The following is a 15,843-nucleotide window of genomic DNA, read 5'->3' as shown; positions in this document are numbered from 1 at the left end:
CCATGCCGCGGTGGCGCGCCCGCATCCGCAGCGAGCGAGATCCCGACCGGTGATCATCGAGCGCTATGCCGTTGAATAGCGGCACGCTCGATAAAGTAACGCTATTCAACGGCCCATTGAACGGCATTGAAACATGTGCCGAACATAACTGATAGGTGCCGATGTAACCATACGGCATACTTGGGAGTGGCATACTGTGGGCAGCAAGGCAATCCGCCCACTCGAGCACCACGGGCAGGAAATGCATTCGCGCTGGTTCATCGAGGAACTCGACGCGCAATACCCGGAATTTGTAACGGGCGGAAAAAGTAGATCCAAAAGGTCGAACTCCAAATGACAAATTCAACTCTCGAGCCATTCGAATATGCCGTGCCGCAGCGTTCCAGGGGTCGGTCCGACTGGAAGTGGTGGTGTGTCGCGGCACTGGGCCTACTTACCTTCGTGCTGCTCTTTCAGCCTTGGCTGTCGGCGTCGGGACCATTCGGCGACGTGCACACCAACGCCTTCGGGCGGATGGACGGCTCCCTCCCTGAGGTAGATACCATCGGATACAAGCCCGCTGACTATGTCTCCATCAGCAATGGCTGGGGCATGCTGGCAGGCGCCGCCGCAGTAGTGACCGTAGTCGCGGCGATGCTGTATCTCATGCTGCGAATCGAGGCGGTATCGCTCCTCGCGGCCGCCGCCGGCGTGGCCACCGCGGTATTCGTCCTGGCGACACTGCTGTATCTGCACGACAAAGCGCCGGAGCTGCGCGACATGACAAGGCACCGCGACGAGCTCGCCGGACTCGGCCATATTTTGCAGAGGATCTTCGGCGACAGCGAGGGATCGAACCCCGAGGCGACGCAACAGGTTGCCACCGCGGCCCTGACAACTCCGGCGCTGATCTGCGGTGTCGCCGCGGTCGGCACGGCGGTCGTAGCCCTTGCCGGGTTGCGGAATCAAATCCACATCGTCCTCGTGGATATAGCTCGAGGTGCCCCGCTGTGGCGAAGCCATCCGGCATCGGGCGGCTCGTCTCGGCTCGCGGCTACCGGGGCTGATCTCGGCCGCAAGTAGGTGTCTCGCGCCCGATTTTCCGAGGTGGAGGTAGCTGGTGGGGCTGGTGGCGTCGGATTCGTCTTCGCTTCGGCCCTACTCGGCAACGGAATCCGGATACGCCCGCGCACAAAGTCGTTTCAGCATCGCGGTCAAATGGGTTCGTTCCGCACGGGTGAGCGGGGCGAGGATCTCGTCGCTGATCTCGTGAGCTTCGTGGTCGAGCGTCTTCAGCGCCGTGCGACCGGTTCGCGTCAGGCGGACGGTGATTCGGCGGCGGTCGCTGTCGTCGCGCGCGCGTTCGACCTGTCCGGCGGATTCCAGCTCGTCGACGACCTTGGCCACGTCGCTCGGGTGGATGGACAGCCGCTCGGCCAGATCGCGTTGGGCGTGCGGGCCGAAATCGGCCAGTGCGGCGAGGATCGCCATGTGCCACAGTCGCAGTCCGCGGGTCGACAGGCGGTCCGCGAATCGGCCGCGCGCGGCCTTGCCGATCCGCGACAGCAGGTAGATCTCGAGGTCGAGCAGGCTCGGTGGCAGTGCGCGTCCGGAGTCCATCCTCCTATCATAGGGGCAAACCTATAATAGGAGTGGACCTACTAATTGGAGGACGTCGTGGACGCGCTACATCCCAGACTGCTGGTCACCCGTTTCGCCGAGTGCTTCGAGTTCTATGCTGCTGTGCTGCCGGAGTTGGTCGATGCCACGCTGGTCAAAGGCACTGCGGCGGGCCCGTACGCGAACTGGGATGTAGGCGACGAAGCCGTGCTGGTGCTGTTCGATCGCGCGGCGATGGCCGAGATCACGGGCGCGGCCGGAGACCCCGTCCGGGCCGCGCCCGCGCAGGACACGGTGATGATCGTCTGCCGGGTGCGGGACGTCGACGCCGGTGCCGAAGTGTGCGTCCGACACGGCGCGTTCGTGATCGCACCGCCGGCCGACCGCCCGGAGTGGGGTCCGAGCCTGCGCACGGCGCACCTGCGTGACCCCGAGGGAACTCTGATAGAACTCCAGTCTTATTGAATCGGGCTGGGTGTTTGCCGGTCCGCTCGGTGCGCAGTCTGTAGTCGATCGACTCGGGCTGCCGAATGTGTACGCCCAGAGCGTAATCACGATCGGAGCGCGTGGGTGGGATCGTAGGCTCGGCAGGTGAGCGAACGCGGTGAACGAACAATCAATACAGTCGAGTGTTCGCTCGCGTCGGAGCGGAGAACAGGTATGAGCGAACATCGGAGACTGCACTCGGTTCCCGCGGGACGCGATGAACGGCGACCGGAGCCGCAGGCTCCTCGGGAACCGTTGTGGCGCGAGGTGCTCGGGCAGCGGTTGCGTGCACTGCGGGAACAGGAGCGCGAGACGCTTGTCGAAACTGCGGGGCGGGCGGGCATTTCGCCGCAGTACCTGTCCGAGGTCGAGCGTGGTCGTAAGGAACCGTCCAGCGAGATGATCGCAGCGCTGGCGGGTGCCCTCGGGACCACGCTCGGTGGCCTCACCGAGCAGGTGGCCGACGAGTTGCGCGCGCTGCGCAATGCGGCAGTCATCCGGCGGGCCGCGCCGCGCTCCGGTGCCGCGCCCACACTCATGCTGCTCGCGGCGTAGTTCGCCGGTCAGTCGCGGGCCTCCAGCAGGTGGTCGACGAGGCCGTAATCGAGAGCCGCCTGCGCGGTGAAGACCCGATCCCGGTCGGTGTCGTGCCGCAGCCGCTGCACCGACTGCCCCGTGTGCCGCGACAGGATGGCCTCGATCTCCGCGCGCATCCGCACCAGCTCATCGGCCTGCAGGATCAGATCGGGGATCGCACCCTGTCCGCGAGCGGCGGGCTGATGCAGGACCACGCGGGCGTGCGGCAGCATGGCCCGACGTCCCGGTGCGCCACCGGCCAGCAGCACCGCACCGACCGCGATGGCCTGGCCGACGCAGGTGGTCTGCACGGACGCCTTGATGTGTTGCATGGTGTCGTACACCGCCAGCATCGAGGTGAGATCGCCGCCCTCGCAGTTGATGTAGAGGTTGATCTCCTGTTCCGGGCTCTCCGACTCCAGGTGCAGCAGCTGCGCGATCAACGCGTTGGCTACGCCCGAGTCGATCGGGGTGCCGAGGTAGACGATCCGCTCGGCGAGCAGGTGGGAGTAGATATCGGTGATCCGCTCACCGCCGCGATGCTGGGCGATGACGTTGGGGATGGTGTAGCTGCTCATGCTCCGTGCCTCCAGACATAAATGGCCGTGCTCTTGACGGGGCGATCGGGGACGGGAAACGCATGCCCCTGCCCGCCCATCCGCTCCGGACCCAGCTCCCCCTTCGTCGGGGCCGTGCTGTCGACGTCTCGAGTCGGGTGGAACCGGGGCCGGTAATGCTGACTCACGAGATTCCGATCCGCTGACGTTGCGGGACGATCTGCCCGAACGACTCGACGATGTGGTCGATGAAGCCGTAGTCCTTGGCCTGCGGCGCGGTGAACCAGCGGTCGTGCAGCGAATCCTCATAGATCCGCTCGAACGGCTGTCCGGTGTCCCCCGCGATGATGCCGAGCACGGTGTCCACCGTGTAGCGCAGGTCGTCGGCCTGGACCTCGACATCGACCGCGCTGCCGCCGATACCCGCCGAGCCCTGATGCATCAGCACCCTGGCGTGCGGCAGCGCGAAACGGTGTCCTCTGCTGCCCGACGACAAGAGGAATTGCCCTGCACTACAAGCCAATCCGAGCGCCAGCGTCGACACCTCGCACGGCACAAGTCGCATCACGTCGCGGATCGCGAGCATCGCCGGAACCGATCCCCCGGGCGAATGGATCCACAGCGAGATCCCGGCCTCCGGATCCTGTGCGGCGAGGGTGAGCAGCTGTGTCATCAGCAGCGTGCCATTGTCATCGTCGAGCGCACCGTCAAGCACTAATATGCGGCGTCCGAGCAGTTGCTCGCGAGCGCGCCAACTGAACAACCGAGTCGTTTCATCGTGAGCCATGCGTCCACGTTGCACCGGCGCAACCCGGAAAGCAGCCCCACGCTGCCCTCAGCAGATCTGCTCACAGCAGCGAAGCGGAGCACAGCGCACAGCCCAACGCCTGTGGAGTCGGCGTCGAATCAGGAACCCACCAGAAGTGCGGCGTGAGCCGCCCAGACCGGAATCCCCGCCTTCAGGCGGGGAGGATGTCAAGACACGACGGGAAGATAGACGGCGTTGCCGCTGTCGGCGAACTCGGCGGACTTCTCCGACATGCCCGCCTCGAGCGCTTCGGCGTCGGTCAGGCCCTGGCGCGCGGCGTACTCGCGGACGTCTGCCGAGATACGCATCGAGCAGAACTTCGGGCCGCACATCGAGCAGAAGTGCGCGGTCTTGGCGGGCTCGGCGGGCAGCGTCTCGTCGTGGTAGTCGCGTGCGGTATCCGGGTCGAGGGACAGCGCGAACTGGTCGCGCCAGCGGAATTCGAAACGCGCCTTGGACAATTCGTTGTCCCGGTCCTGCGCGTGCGGATGTCCCTTGGCCAGATCGGCGGCGTGGGCGGCGATCTTGTAGGTGATCACGCCCACCTTCACATCGTCGCGATCGGGCAGGCCGAGGTGCTCCTTCGGCGTGACGTAACACAGCATGGCCGTGCCCGCCTGCGCGATGATCGCCGCGCCGATCGCCGAGGTGATGTGGTCGTAGGCGGGCGCGATGTCGGTGGCGAGCGGGCCGAGGGTGTAGAACGGCGCCTCCTCGCACAGCTCCTCTTCGAGCCGCACGTTCTCTACGATCTTGTGCATCGGAACGTGCCCCGGGCCCTCGATCATCACCTGCACGCCATGGGATTTCGCGATCTTGGTCAGCTCGCCCAGCGTGCGCAGCTCGGCGAATTGCGCCTCGTCATTGGCGTCCGCGATCGAGCCGGGACGCAGTCCGTCACCGAGGGAAAACGTGACGTCGTAGCGCGCGAGGATCTCGCAGAGCTCCTCGAAGTGCGTGTACAGGAACGATTCCTGGTGATGGGCCAGGCACCACGCCGCCATGATCGACCCGCCGCGCGAGACGATGCCGGTGACCCGCTGGGCGGTCAGCGGCACGTAGCGCAGCAGCACGCCGGCGTGCACGGTCATGTAGTCGACGCCCTGCTCGCACTGCTCGATAACGGTGTCGCGGTAGATCTCCCAGGTGAGCGCGGTCGGATCACCGTTCACCTTCTCCAGCGCCTGATAGATCGGCACGGTGCCGACCGGAACCGGGGAGTTGCGCAGGATCCACTCGCGCGTCTCGTGGATGTTCTTGCCGGTGGACAGGTCCATGATGGTGTCGGCGCCCCAGCGGGTGGCCCACACCATCTTCTCCACCTCCTCGGCGATCGAGGAGGAGACGGCCGAGTTGCCGATATTCGCGTTGATCTTGACCAGAAACTTCTTACCGATGATCGTCGGCTCGAGCTCAGGGTGCTTATGGTTGGCCGGGATCACCGCGCGGCCCGCGGCCACCTCGTCGCGCACCAGCTCCGGCGAGACCCCTTCGCGCACCGCGATGAACCGCATCTCGGGCGTGATGATGCCCTGCCGCGCCCAGGCGAGCTGGGTGCGCGCGCCATCGGCGGGCCCGGAGGCGGCGGTGCGCGTAGCCACGGAGGGCGACGCCACATCAGAAACAGCCTCGGGCCTGGTCCACGTATCCCGCAGCTTGGGTAGGCCGGCTTCGAGGTCGATCGCTGCCGTGTCGTCGGTGTACGGGCCCGACGTGTCGTAGACGTCGAAGTGCTCGCCGTTGGTCAGGTTGATCCGCCGCACCGGAATGCGCAGGTCGTCAACTTCGAGGTAGTGCTTGACGCTGCCCTCGATCGGGCCGGTGGTGACGCTGTCGACGGTTGTGGAGCCACCATCGGACGCAGCACTGGATGCCATCTTTCCTCCCTACGCCGGCATTACCCGGTCAGGTTCATACGGTCGACGGCCCTGACGCCTCCTCGGCTAGCCGTCCTCTCAGCCCGCTGGTGCGAGCCCCCGTTGGCTTGTGAATTTTCCCGCCCGACCATACCCGCTCACGCCGAGCGCGCGCCGGGCGATCGACGCGATCCACTCCGGCGCCGTCGGCGGCGGGTTCGGCCAGGTGCCCTTATTGCATGGCGAAGTGGAGCAGGGCTTGCTTGTCGCCCTGCTTGATCTTGCCCTTACGGTTCAGCACCTCCAGCTGCCAGACGTTGCCGTTGCGGAAGGCGCGGACGACGGCGTTGGCGTTGTCGTTGCCGAGCAGCGACGGCCAGATGTCGGCGACCTGCTGGGTGCTGCCACCGGTCGCGTCGTAGACCTTGAACGAAATATTGTTCGCCTTGTCGAAGGAGCTGCCTTTCTTGAATGCGGCGGCGACGAAGACGATGGCATCGATACCGCCCGGCACGTCCGCGAATGTGACGGTGACGGTCTCGTCGTCACCGGTGGCCGCACCGGTCTGCTCGTCGCCGGAGTGCAGGACCGAGCTATTGCCCAGCGGGTCGAGGGAATCCAGTCCGGCGAACCGGACCGGCTCGCTGCCCTGCATGAGAATGGCGATCAAATCCAGGTCGACACCGCGTTTGCGGCGCGCCCAGCCGAGTGCTCCGCCGCTGGTACCCGCCGACGGATCCCAACTCACCCCGACACTCAGTTTGGTGATGCCGGCGAGATCCGCAGCGCCGTCTTCTTTTTTGAGCGTGATCATTGCCTCAGATTACCGGCGATTCGACATCATCATGCTGGGCGACGTTATCCCTGCTCACGCCTCAGGTTACGGAGGCGGCGACACCGAAACTCTACTGATACGGGCCCCGTCCGGACCAGGTCCAGGCGTAGGTCGGGTCCTCGCAGGCGAGCGCGGCAGCGCCGAGTTCCAGCGGGCGGAAGGTGTCGACCATGACCGCCAGTTCGTCGAAGAACTCGAGCCCGATGCTGTTCTCGTAGGCACCGGGCTGTGGCCCGTGGGCATAGCCGCCCGGGTGCACCGACACCGAGCCCTGCTCGATGCCGGATCCCTTGCGTGCCGCATAGTTTCCGCCGCAGTAGAACATGATCTCGTCGGAGTCCACATTGGAGTGGTAGTACGGGACCGGAATCGACAGCGGATGGTAGTCGACCTTGCGCGGCACGAAATTACAGATGACGAAGTTGTCGCCCTCGAACGCCTGATGGGCTGGTGGCGGCTGATGGATGCGGCCGGTAATCGGCTCGAAATCGCCGATATTGAACGTGAAGGGGTACAGGCAGCCGTCCCAGCCGACCACGTCGAACGGGTGGGTCGCGTAGATCAACCGGGTGCCGACCACCTTTCCGCCGGGCCGGTGCTTCACCAGCACCTCCACGTCGGTGCCGGTGACGGTGCTCGTCTCGGTCGGTCCGTGCAGGTCGCGCTCGCAGTAGGGGGCGTGTTCGAGCAGCTGCCCGAACTTGGACAGGTAGCGCTTCGGCGGCGTGATGTGACTTGCCGCCTCGATCACGTAGGCGCGTAATGGTTCCTGGCCGGTGGGCAGCCAGCGATGGGTGGTAGCGCGCGGAATGAGCACCTGGTCACCCTGGCGGGCGGGCAGCGGGCCGAAGACCGTTTCGACCACGGCGCCTCCGGACTCCACATACACCAGCTCGTCGCCGATCGCGTTGCGGTACAGCGGTGAGCCGACCTTGGCGACCACGTAGGAAATCCGCACGTCCGCGTTGCCGAGCAGCAGGCGCCGCCCGGTGACCGGATCGGTCTCGGCTGGGACATCGCCGGGAAACAGAGTGTGCAGACGGAGGTGTCGATGGCGTAGTGGATGATTCGGCGTGGTGGTTTGATCGGGCAGCTCCCAGACCGCCGAATCGACGATCGCGGGTGGCAGTGCTCGGTGATAGAGCAGTGCGGAGTCGCCGGAGAACCCCTCCTCGCCCATCAGCTCCTCGTAGTAGAGCCGACCCAGCTCGTCGCGATGTTGGGTGTGCCGCTTCGGCGGTACCGCACCCACATGCCGATAGAACGCCATAACCATTCCTCCGCCGAGCCGGTGGTCGGATAGTTGATTCCTATCGTAGTGACTGTGACCGAATAATGGTCGTTTCGCTCAGGCGTGACGCAGGGCGCGGTAGACAGCGGCGCCGACGAAAGCTCCTAGCTCCTGTGCTGTCCAGTTGTCCTTGTCGGCGAGCAGCGCCCGCACCGCGCCTTCCCCCGCGGACACCCACTGCTCGACCAACACCGGCAGCTTGCGCTCGGCGTCCTCGGTGCCCCAGGCGCGCAGCGTGGGACGCAGCAGTTCGGTGCACCGCTCGACGACGAGCGCGCGCCCGCGCCCGAATGAATCCGCCACGGCGGGATCGGGATTGCCGTACATCAGCCGCCAGGCGTCGGGCCGTCCCGCCGCCTTCGCCAACAGTGCACGGAAACCCTCGACGAACACCGTCTCATTCGCGTCCACGTCGCGCGGCGTCGCCACCTCGAGCACCCCGCTGACCAGGTAGCCCTCCTCGCGCTGGATCAGCGCGTCGATCAGCTCGACGCGATCGGCGAAGCAGGCGTACACCACCGGCCGTGTCACCCTCATCCGCTCCGCGATCGCGACCATGGTGACCGCGGCGATGCCGTTCTCCACGGCGATGGCCAGCGCGGTGTCGAGAACCTGTGGGCGGCGTCGTTCCGGGCCGAGATGCTGCGCCCGCTGGCGTGGCTCGACGGCCGAATCGCTACCCATGCCGACCAAGGTATCAGCGTCAGTTACACGGTTATCGCTGGTCCGGCGGGCGAAGATGAATTCCTACACTGATGAATGACAGCCGAGTGTCGCGCATCTGGTGCCTCGAGCTATCTGGACCTGGTAATACCCGAATGTCGGTATCACGCAGTGAATTCGGCGATCACCGGGGCGTGATCGCTGGCGCCCTTGCCTTTTCGCTCTTCGCGGTCGATCATCGCGTCCGTCGCGGTGGCGGCGAGCGCCGGGGAGGCGAGGATGAAATCGATGCGCATGCCCTCTTTGCGCGGAAAACGCAGCTGGGTGTAGTCCCAGTAGGTGTAGGTGCCCGGACCAGGAGCGAAGGGGCGCAGGACGTCCGCGTACCCGGCGTCGACGACGGCATGGAACGCATCCCGCTCCGGCTGCGAGGTGTGGGTCTTGTCGGCGAAGTATTCGACCGACCACACGTCGGCGTCGGTCGGCGCGATGTTCCAGTCACCCACCAGCGCGATCTTCGCTCTCGGGTCCTCTGCCAGCCAGCGCGCGCCGTTGTCGCGCAGCGCGGCAAGCCATGCCAGCTTGTAGGCGTAGTGCGGGTCGTTCAGCGTGCGGCCGTTGGGGACGTACAGGCTCCACACCCGCACGCCACCGCAGGTCGCCCCGATCGCCCGCGACTCGACCACCGGCGCGCTGATCAGCGATTCGCCCGCGTCCTTGTCGAACCCCGGCTGGTCGGGGAAGGCGAGTTCGACGTCGGTGAGGCCGACCCTGGAGACGATCGCCACTCCGTTCCACTGGTTGATGCCGAGATGGGCCACTTCGTAACCGAGCTCGTCGAACCGTTCGAACGGGAACTGGTCGTCGCGGCACTTGGTCTCCTGGATGGCCAGCACGTCGATGTCCTGGCGGTCGAGCCAGTCCGCGACACGGTCGAGCCGGGAGCGGATCGAGTTGACGTTCCAGGTGGCGAGACGCACTGGGGCCTTCCTTCGTAAGCGGTGACAGGTCCGTTCTACCGCAGGCCGCGGGGTTCGGCGAGGGCCGTCGGAGCCGCGTAGCGGTAGGCGTGGTGTTCGACGAAGCCCAGGTCGCGGTACATCGCGCGGGCGGCCGCGTTCGTCGCCTCCACCTGAAGATAGGCATGCGTCGCGCCGCGGTTGCTGCCCCAACGGACCAGCTCGGCGCAGACCAGCGAGCCGAGGCCGTGCCTACGATGCGCGGCTGCCACGGCCACGCAGCTCAGGCCGATCCAGTGGCGTCCGTCCGGTGCGGTGGTGAGCGCGCCACGGCCGATCGCTATGGGCCGCGGCAAGCCGAGCGAGGCGAAGCCCAGTTCGCCGTTGTGGACCGCGGTGAGCACCTCGGGTACCGGCGCCGAAATCGTTTGCGTCCCGGGGATATCACCGCTGTGACGATGCATCTGCAGCCAGTCGGCATCGGGCTCCGCCGCGAAGCGCACCATCGAAGGCCCCTGCGGCAGCACGAAATTGTCGATATCGACGGCAAGTATCAGGGTCTCCCGCCAGCTGGGCCAGCCGGCCGGAATCGGGGCGAGGCGGTCGGGCAACGCGAGCTGTGTGGGCAGTCCGCGCGCCGTGTACCACTCGCCGATCCGGTGCAATGTTTCCGCGCCGAGGCTTGCGGGTTCCGCGGAGCTGCCCAGCGGCACAGCGGAATTGGCCCGACCGGTGTAGCCGTGGCCGGCGCGGACCAGCCAGCCGTCGATCCAGGCGTGCTCGACTCCCGGCCAGCCGTAGGCGGCGGCGGTCTCCAGTGCGCGGATCTCCTTGGTGCGAATCGGCCTCGGGCCGATGGCTTTCAGCGCGATCACCCGGTCCGGCGCCACCGAGACGACCCGTCCGTCGGCGGAGTGCACGGTCGGCGGATCCAAGGAGACGAGTTCGCCGATCACGTCGGTCAGCGGTTGCGGATAGCCCGCGGGTAGCCGGTAGCGCAGCACCACACGGCGGCCGAGCGGAATATCCGGGAGCTCGTCAGTCGTCATGCCCGAACGGGTCGGGAACCGTGCCGGGCAGCCAGCTCAGTCCCGGTGTACCCCATCCGTTCCGCTTGATCGCCTTCTTCGCCGCGCGCGCATTGCGGCCGACCAGCACGTCCACGTAGAGGAAGCCGTCGAGGTGTCCGACCTCGTGCTGGAGCATGCGGGCGAAGAAGCCCTTGCCCTCCAGCTCGACCGGATTGCCGTGCTCGTCGATGCCGGTCACCTTGGCCCAGTCGGCGCGGCCGGTGGGGTACTGCTCGCCGGGCACCGAGAGGCAGCCCTCCTCGTCGTCGTCCGGGTCGGGCATGGTCTCCGGGATCTCGGAGGTCTCCAGCACCGGGTTGATCACCGTCCCGCGGCGGCGGGTCGCGGTGCCGTCCGCACCGACGTCTGGGCAGTCGTAGACGAACAGGCGCAGCGCGACGCCGACCTGATTGGCCGCGAGGCCGACACCGTGGGCCGCGTCGAGTGTCTCGTACATGTCCGCGATGAGCGGAGCCAATTCCTCCGGCGATTGGGTGACCTGCTCGGTCGGATTGTGCAGAACCGGGTCGCCGACGATCACGATCGGGAGGATTGCCATGCGGCAATTATGGCCGTGACGTCGCTGCCCCGGCCGCTCGGGTGCCGGACCGACGAGATAGCACCTACCGACAGGTAGCGAACACGCCGCGTCCTGGACCGGGCGATCCCTGGCTCTCGTGGTTGTATGATCCGCGACGTACAAGCACCATTTTTCGTCAGGTGGTTACTCGGCGAGGGAGCGAGATGGACGGCGCAGCGGCTCGGGATCTTCCCGCGACCCAGGACGGCCTTTCCGCGGGCGAAGATGTCACCGTAGGGCTCTCCGCCCGGCCGGAGCAGGGCGATGGCGACGGTCTGAGTCGTCGCGAACACGACATCCTCGCCTTCGAGCGACAGTGGTGGAAGTATGCGGGGGCCAAGGAAGAAGCCATCCGGGAAATGTTCGGCATGTCGCCGACCCGGTATTACCAGGTACTCAACGCGATGGTCGACCGGCAGGAAGCGCTGGCCGTCGACCCGATGCTGGTGAAGCGGTTGCGCAGGTTGCGCGCGAGCAGGCAGAAGGCGCGGGCCGCGCGCCGGCTCGGATTCCAGGTGTAACCGCTGCGATGCGGACCTGGACCCATGATGTGCGACTAGGCTCGAGCGGGTGAGCTACCCGAACCCCACCTCCGGTGGGCCACCGTTGCGTGCGCTGGCGATGGTGCTGATCGCGTTGGCCATCGTGTTCGCGGGCCTCGGCGCTATGTCGTTGTCGAATTCCGAAACCGGCGATACCGACGCGTCGGGAACCAGTCCGTCAGCGACCTCGAGTGCGACGGCGGCACCACAGGTTCCCGCGGGCACGCCCGCGTCGAAGACGACGAATGCGGCGCCGACCCCGGCCGGCACCACGACCACATCCTCGACCACCACCACGGCGGGCCGTTCGGTGCCGGTGCGCGTGCTGAACAACAGCATGATCGCCGGGCTCGCGGCCAAAACGGCGAGCGAGCTGTCGGCGAACGGGTGGACGATCGCGGAAACCGGGAACTATCCCGGTACGAATATCGCGAAAACCACGGTGTACTACGGGACTTCGCCCGGTGACCGGGAGGCGGCGCGGACCATCGCGGACGAGATCGGCGCCGAGATCGCGCCGAAGTCGAGCGGGATCGGCGATTCCGCGCCGGGTGTAACTGTGATCGTCACGGGTAACTGACCGGTGGGACCGCCCGCACGCGCATTACGGGCGGATCGAGGTTCCGCGACGGCACACGGCCCTGTCCGGGCATGACGTGTCGGGCGTGGCATCATCTGTCCGGTAACGAACGTGTCCACACAGCTTTACTCGTAAACTCGGCACTCGTAAAGGAGTTCCCCGATGGCCCCGTACTCAACTCGTCGCCCGTCCTGGTGGACTGTGACCCCGGTGCTTGCGGTCGCGGTCTTCGGCCTCGCTGCCTGTTCGAACAGCCAAGAGTCGAGCAACGTCCAGGGAACGACTCCGCCGGTGTTCACCCCCTCGCCCGGCCCGGCGGGGCAGTCGGGAACCGAGCACGGCAGCGCGAACACCGAACCCGGGGTGAAGGTCGAACTGAAGGACGCCGGCGGTGTTTCGGTCGGCACCGCGAACTTCGCCAAGGACGGCAACCACCTGCAGGTCACTGTCGATGCGCACGGGCTGCGTCCCGGCTTCCACGGCCTGCACGTGCACCAGGTGGGCAAGTGCGAGGCGAACTCGGTCGCGCCGACCGGCGGTCCGGCGGGCGACTTCCTCTCGGCGGGGGGCCATCTGCAGGTCGGTGGCGCCACCGCGCACCCGGCCAGCGGTGATCTGACCTCGCTCGAGGTGCGCGGGGACGGCACGGGCAAGCTGGTCACCACCACCGACTCGGTCACGCTGGACGACATCAAGGGCAAGGCCCTGATCGTCCACGCCGACGCCGACAACTTCGGCAACATCCCCAGCCGCTATGTCCGCGCCGACGGCGCCGCGGGCCCCGACAGCACGACGCTGGCGACCGGCGACGCGGGTGGCCGCGTCGCCTGTGGCGTCATCCAGTAGCGCGGTGCCACATGGCCGGGGCAGGAATCGAACATGTTCCCTTCCATGGCTCGCCCCGGCCCACTATCGGCGTGGAATGGGAGATCGCGCTCGTCGACAAGGTGAGCCGCGATCTGTCGAATACGGCTGCGGCGGTCTTCGACTCGGTCGGTGATCTGCGCGCCCACGACGGCACGCCGCAGGTCACCAAGGAGCTGCTGCGCAACACCGTTGAGCTGGTCACCGGCGTGCACGATACCGTCGGTGCGGCGGTCGACGATCTGACCGGCACGATGAACGCCGTCCGCCGCGTCGCCGACCCGCTCGGCGTCGATCTGTTCTGCGCGGGCACCCATCCGTTCGCGCAATGGTCGTCCCAGCAGTTGACCCGCTCGCAGCACTACGACGAACTGATCGAGCGCACCCAGTGGTGGGGCCGCCAGATGATGATCTGGGGTGTGCACGTGCACGTCGGAGTCTCCCACCGCGAGAAGGTCTTTCCGATCCTGAACTCGATGCTGCTGTCGTATCCGCATCTGCTCGCGCTGTCGGCGTCCTCGCCGATGTGGTCGGGATCGGACACCGGCTACGCCAGCAACCGGACGCTGATGTTCCAGCAGCTGCCCACCGCGGGACTGCCGTTCCAGTTCGAAAACTGGACGCAGTTCGAGCATTTCGTGCACGATCAGTTCAAGACCGGCGTGTTCGAGCAGCTGGGCGGCATGCACTGGGACATCAGGCCCGCGCCGAAGTGGGGCACGATCGAGGTGCGGGTGTGCGACGGGATCTCTACCCGCGCCGAGTTGGCCGCCATGGCTTCGCTCATCCATTGTCTGATCGTCGACCTGGATCGCCGCGTCGAAAACGGCGAGACGCTGCCCGTTCTCCCGCCCTGGCACGTGCAGGAGAACAAGTGGCGGGCTGCCCGCTACGGCCTGGACGCGATCATCATCACCGACGCGGACAGCAACGAGCGGCTGGTCACCGACGACCTCGACGATCTGCTGAACCGCCTGGAGCCGACAGCGAATCGGCTCGGCTGCGCGAACGAGCTGGCGCTTGTCGCCGAGATCCCCAAGCGGGGGGCGTCCTACCAGCGGCAGCGCCGGGTAGCCGCGGCGCATCAGGGCGATCTGGTCGCTGTGGTGGACGCACTGGTCGAGGAGCTGAGCCACTAGCGTCACGCCGCGCGTAGGTCGGCTGCTGTTCAGCTGGTCAGGGGGATGGCGTTCACCCCCTGTTTACTATGGTCGAATGCTAGTCGAAGACCCGGGTTCCAGAGTAGGAAGCGCGGTGCCGCCGAGGCGCGCGCCACAGACCCGGGCGTGGATCCCGGCGGCGATCGCCGCGGTGCCGGTTCTGCTGATCGCGTTGCAGGTCTTCGCGGAACTGCACGGGGTCGAAGGCCCACTGGACAGTCTCTGGCGGGACTACGTCGGTACACCCAAATCCATGTCGGTGCCGTGGGCCGGATTGCTCCTTGCGCTGGTGGGCATTTCGGCCCGGCGCCGGATTGTCGCGCTGAGCGCCGCGGTGACCATCGACGTGGTGTGGGCGGGCATCCGGTTGCTGGCCGGGGAGCCGTTCGGGATCGGAAACGGCCCGGTGATCGTGCTGACCGCGCTGGCTGCGGTGGCCTGGCTGCGCTGGGCGGGTGCCGAACGGCGCGACGCGCTGCACGCCGCCGCGCTCGGCGCACTGCTCGTTCTGGCCACCAAGGTCGGCGACGTGTGGCTGCACATCACGGTGATCAGCAGGCCGACGGTGCTCGACGAGTATGTGATCCTGGCCGACCACGCGCTCGGTGACCCGTCCTGGGTACTCGGCAGGGCGCTCGACGCGCTCGGCCCGGTCGTCTACGCGGTGCTGCACTGGGTCTACATCGAGCTGCCGGTGGCGGCGATCGTCGTTGCGGTGTGGCAGCTGCGCCGAGTCGTCTCGTCGGGCCGGTGGCCATCGCACTATCTGGTGCGCACCTTCTTGGTACTCGGGCTGATCGGTCCGATCGTCTATGTGCTGTTCCCGGTTGTGGGGCCGATGTTCGCGTTCGGACCCGACGGCCACGGATTGCAGCTGGGCAACTACTGGCCGGGTGTGGTGCCGCCGATCGACCGGAGTCCGATGCCGATGCCGTTCGATGCGGCGACGCCGCGCAACTGCATGCCCTCCATGCACACCGCCTGGGCGCTGTCGGTCTTCCTGCACACCCGCCGCGACACCGACGGCGCCGCCGCGCCGCGTTGGATTCGCTGGGGCGGCGCGTTCTGGCTGCTGGCCACGCTGTCCGCGACCCTGGGTTTCGGCTACCACTACGGCGTCGACCTCGTCGCGGGCGCGGTGCTGTGTCTGACCGTCGAGTCGGCGCTGCGTGCGCCGGAGCGAGGCTGGGGATGGTTCCGGATTCAGCTGGTCGCGGGTGGCGTGGCGGTGCTGGCCGCCCTGCTGCTGTCTTACCGCTACCTCGCCGTGCCGATGGCCGAATACCCGGTGCTGGCGGGCACGGTCGTGCTCGGGCTGCTCGCCGGACTGGCCGCGGTGTTCCACGCGACATGGTTCGCGGGCACGAGGATGCCGGAGCGGGCCGAGCGGGAAGTTCAGCCCGCCGCGCCCTGAGCG

At 66.9% G+C, this 15,843-nt stretch carries 18 protein-coding genes; 8 read left to right on the top strand and 10 right to left on the bottom strand.

Annotated elements, in window-relative coordinates:
- The first annotated feature begins 333 nt into the window (after positions 1–333).
- Complete coding sequence (locus tag AB4Z47_RS06550) at positions 334–1,062, top strand: hypothetical protein (RefSeq protein ID WP_441948681.1); 729 nt, start codon at positions 334–336, stop codon at positions 1,060–1,062.
- 75 nt (positions 1,063–1,137) lie between these two features.
- Here the strand turns inward: AB4Z47_RS06550 and AB4Z47_RS06545 are convergent, their stop codons facing one another.
- Positions 1,138–1,599 carry a MarR family winged helix-turn-helix transcriptional regulator gene (locus tag AB4Z47_RS06545; RefSeq protein WP_441948679.1) on the bottom strand — a complete coding sequence of 154 codons (462 nt, stop codon included), beginning with the start codon at positions 1,597–1,599 and terminating at the stop codon, positions 1,138–1,140.
- 57 nt (positions 1,600–1,656) lie between these two features.
- On the opposite strand from AB4Z47_RS06545, the gene AB4Z47_RS06540 reads away from it, so the two are divergent.
- Positions 1,657–2,064, top strand: coding sequence for a VOC family protein (locus AB4Z47_RS06540; RefSeq protein ID WP_441948677.1), 408 nt, complete (start codon positions 1,657–1,659; stop codon positions 2,062–2,064).
- A 195-nt stretch (positions 2,065–2,259) separates the two neighbouring features.
- Positions 2,260–2,640, top strand: coding sequence for a helix-turn-helix domain-containing protein (locus AB4Z47_RS06535; protein ID WP_441948676.1), 381 nt, complete (start codon positions 2,260–2,262; stop codon positions 2,638–2,640).
- A gap of 8 nt (positions 2,641–2,648) precedes the next feature.
- On the opposite strand, the gene AB4Z47_RS06530 is transcribed toward AB4Z47_RS06535, so the two are convergent.
- From AB4Z47_RS06530 to AB4Z47_RS06490, 9 genes are all read right to left on the bottom strand, one after another.
- On the bottom strand, positions 2,649–3,239 hold the full coding sequence (locus AB4Z47_RS06530) for a ClpP family protease (RefSeq protein ID WP_441948675.1): 591 nt from the start codon (positions 3,237–3,239) through the stop codon (positions 2,649–2,651).
- Between the two features lie 163 nt (positions 3,240–3,402).
- Positions 3,403–4,005, bottom strand: a complete 603-nt coding sequence (locus AB4Z47_RS06525) for a ClpP family protease (RefSeq protein ID WP_441948673.1) — start codon at positions 4,003–4,005, stop codon at positions 3,403–3,405.
- Between the two features lie 188 nt (positions 4,006–4,193).
- Complete coding sequence (gene thiC, locus AB4Z47_RS06520; protein ID WP_441948672.1) at positions 4,194–5,903, bottom strand: phosphomethylpyrimidine synthase ThiC; 1,710 nt, start codon at positions 5,901–5,903, stop codon at positions 4,194–4,196.
- 211 nt (positions 5,904–6,114) lie between these two features.
- Positions 6,115–6,696 carry a TerD family protein gene (locus AB4Z47_RS06515; protein WP_441948670.1) on the bottom strand — a complete coding sequence of 194 codons (582 nt, stop codon included), beginning with the start codon at positions 6,694–6,696 and terminating at the stop codon, positions 6,115–6,117.
- A 91-nt stretch (positions 6,697–6,787) separates the two neighbouring features.
- Entirely contained in the window at positions 6,788–7,987 is a 1,200-nt protein-coding gene (locus AB4Z47_RS06510; RefSeq protein ID WP_441948669.1) for a homogentisate 1,2-dioxygenase, read from the bottom strand.
- 78 nt (positions 7,988–8,065) lie between these two features.
- Complete coding sequence (locus AB4Z47_RS06505) at positions 8,066–8,692, bottom strand: TetR/AcrR family transcriptional regulator (protein ID WP_441948667.1); 627 nt, start codon at positions 8,690–8,692, stop codon at positions 8,066–8,068.
- 143 nt (positions 8,693–8,835) lie between these two features.
- Positions 8,836–9,651 carry an exodeoxyribonuclease III gene (locus tag AB4Z47_RS06500; RefSeq protein WP_441948665.1) on the bottom strand — a complete coding sequence of 272 codons (816 nt, stop codon included), beginning with the start codon at positions 9,649–9,651 and terminating at the stop codon, positions 8,836–8,838.
- A gap of 35 nt (positions 9,652–9,686) precedes the next feature.
- Positions 9,687–10,679: an N-acetylglutamate synthase, CG3035 family gene (locus AB4Z47_RS06495; RefSeq protein ID WP_441948664.1), complete on the bottom strand. Its 993-nt coding sequence runs from the start codon at positions 10,677–10,679 to the stop codon at positions 9,687–9,689.
- On the bottom strand, positions 10,669–11,259 hold the full coding sequence (locus AB4Z47_RS06490; protein ID WP_441948662.1) for a peptide deformylase: 591 nt from the start codon (positions 11,257–11,259) through the stop codon (positions 10,669–10,671). Before AB4Z47_RS06490 ends, AB4Z47_RS06495 begins: the two co-directional genes overlap by 11 nt.
- A gap of 185 nt (positions 11,260–11,444) precedes the next feature.
- Here AB4Z47_RS06490 and AB4Z47_RS06485 point away from each other — a divergent pair, with 185 nt between their 5' ends.
- The 5 genes from AB4Z47_RS06485 (at position 11,445) to AB4Z47_RS06465 (ending at position 15,840) form a co-directional block, all read left to right on the top strand.
- Entirely contained in the window at positions 11,445–11,801 is a 357-nt protein-coding gene (locus tag AB4Z47_RS06485; protein ID WP_441948660.1) for a DUF3263 domain-containing protein, read from the top strand.
- A 49-nt stretch (positions 11,802–11,850) separates the two neighbouring features.
- Positions 11,851–12,402, top strand: coding sequence for a LytR C-terminal domain-containing protein (locus AB4Z47_RS06480; protein WP_441948658.1), 552 nt, complete (start codon positions 11,851–11,853; stop codon positions 12,400–12,402).
- A 162-nt stretch (positions 12,403–12,564) separates the two neighbouring features.
- Positions 12,565–13,248 (top strand): superoxide dismutase[Cu-Zn], encoded by a 684-nt coding sequence (gene sodC, locus AB4Z47_RS06475; protein WP_441948656.1) that lies wholly within the window; start codon positions 12,565–12,567, stop codon positions 13,246–13,248.
- An 11-nt stretch (positions 13,249–13,259) separates the two neighbouring features.
- Complete coding sequence (locus AB4Z47_RS06470; RefSeq protein ID WP_441948654.1) at positions 13,260–14,405, top strand: glutamate--cysteine ligase; 1,146 nt, start codon at positions 13,260–13,262, stop codon at positions 14,403–14,405.
- 76 nt (positions 14,406–14,481) lie between these two features.
- Complete coding sequence (locus AB4Z47_RS06465; protein WP_441948652.1) at positions 14,482–15,840, top strand: DUF5933 domain-containing protein; 1,359 nt, start codon at positions 14,482–14,484, stop codon at positions 15,838–15,840.
- The last annotated feature ends 3 nt before the right edge of the window (positions 15,841–15,843 follow it).

It is taken from the genome of Nocardia sp. 2TAF39, from assembly GCF_052114905.1.
Lineage (GTDB): Bacteria > Actinomycetota > Actinomycetes > Mycobacteriales > Mycobacteriaceae > Nocardia.
Note: the sequence above shows the minus strand (reverse complement) of the source record. Positions and strands in the feature narration are given on the sequence as shown.

What these genes read in the sequence shown, in the direction of transcription:
- AB4Z47_RS06550 (WP_441948681.1), top strand. Translation starts at nt 334, where the DNA reads ATGACAAATTCAACTCTCGAGCCATTCGAATATGCCGTGCCGCAGCGT.
- AB4Z47_RS06545 (WP_441948679.1), bottom strand. Translation starts at nt 1,599, where the DNA reads ATGGACTCCGGACGCGCACTGCCACCGAGCCTGCTCGACCTCGAGATC.
- AB4Z47_RS06535 (WP_441948676.1), top strand. Translation starts at nt 2,260, where the DNA reads ATGAGCGAACATCGGAGACTGCACTCGGTTCCCGCGGGACGCGATGAA.
- AB4Z47_RS06530 (WP_441948675.1), bottom strand. Translation starts at nt 3,239, where the DNA reads ATGAGCAGCTACACCATCCCCAACGTCATCGCCCAGCATCGCGGCGGT.
- AB4Z47_RS06525 (WP_441948673.1), bottom strand. Translation starts at nt 4,005, where the DNA reads ATGGCTCACGATGAAACGACTCGGTTGTTCAGTTGGCGCGCTCGCGAG.
- thiC (WP_441948672.1), bottom strand. Translation starts at nt 5,903, where the DNA reads ATGGCATCCAGTGCTGCGTCCGATGGTGGCTCCACAACCGTCGACAGC.
- AB4Z47_RS06515 (WP_441948670.1), bottom strand. Translation starts at nt 6,696, where the DNA reads ATGATCACGCTCAAAAAAGAAGACGGCGCTGCGGATCTCGCCGGCATC.
- AB4Z47_RS06510 (WP_441948669.1), bottom strand. Translation starts at nt 7,987, where the DNA reads ATGGCGTTCTATCGGCATGTGGGTGCGGTACCGCCGAAGCGGCACACC.
- AB4Z47_RS06505 (WP_441948667.1), bottom strand. Translation starts at nt 8,692, where the DNA reads ATGGGTAGCGATTCGGCCGTCGAGCCACGCCAGCGGGCGCAGCATCTC.
- AB4Z47_RS06495 (WP_441948664.1), bottom strand. Translation starts at nt 10,679, where the DNA reads ATGACGACTGACGAGCTCCCGGATATTCCGCTCGGCCGCCGTGTGGTG.
- AB4Z47_RS06490 (WP_441948662.1), bottom strand. Translation starts at nt 11,259, where the DNA reads ATGGCAATCCTCCCGATCGTGATCGTCGGCGACCCGGTTCTGCACAAT.
- AB4Z47_RS06485 (WP_441948660.1), top strand. Translation starts at nt 11,445, where the DNA reads ATGGACGGCGCAGCGGCTCGGGATCTTCCCGCGACCCAGGACGGCCTT.
- sodC (WP_441948656.1), top strand. Translation starts at nt 12,565, where the DNA reads ATGGCCCCGTACTCAACTCGTCGCCCGTCCTGGTGGACTGTGACCCCG.
- AB4Z47_RS06470 (WP_441948654.1), top strand. Translation starts at nt 13,260, where the DNA reads ATGGCCGGGGCAGGAATCGAACATGTTCCCTTCCATGGCTCGCCCCGG.
- AB4Z47_RS06465 (WP_441948652.1), top strand. Translation starts at nt 14,482, where the DNA reads ATGCTAGTCGAAGACCCGGGTTCCAGAGTAGGAAGCGCGGTGCCGCCG.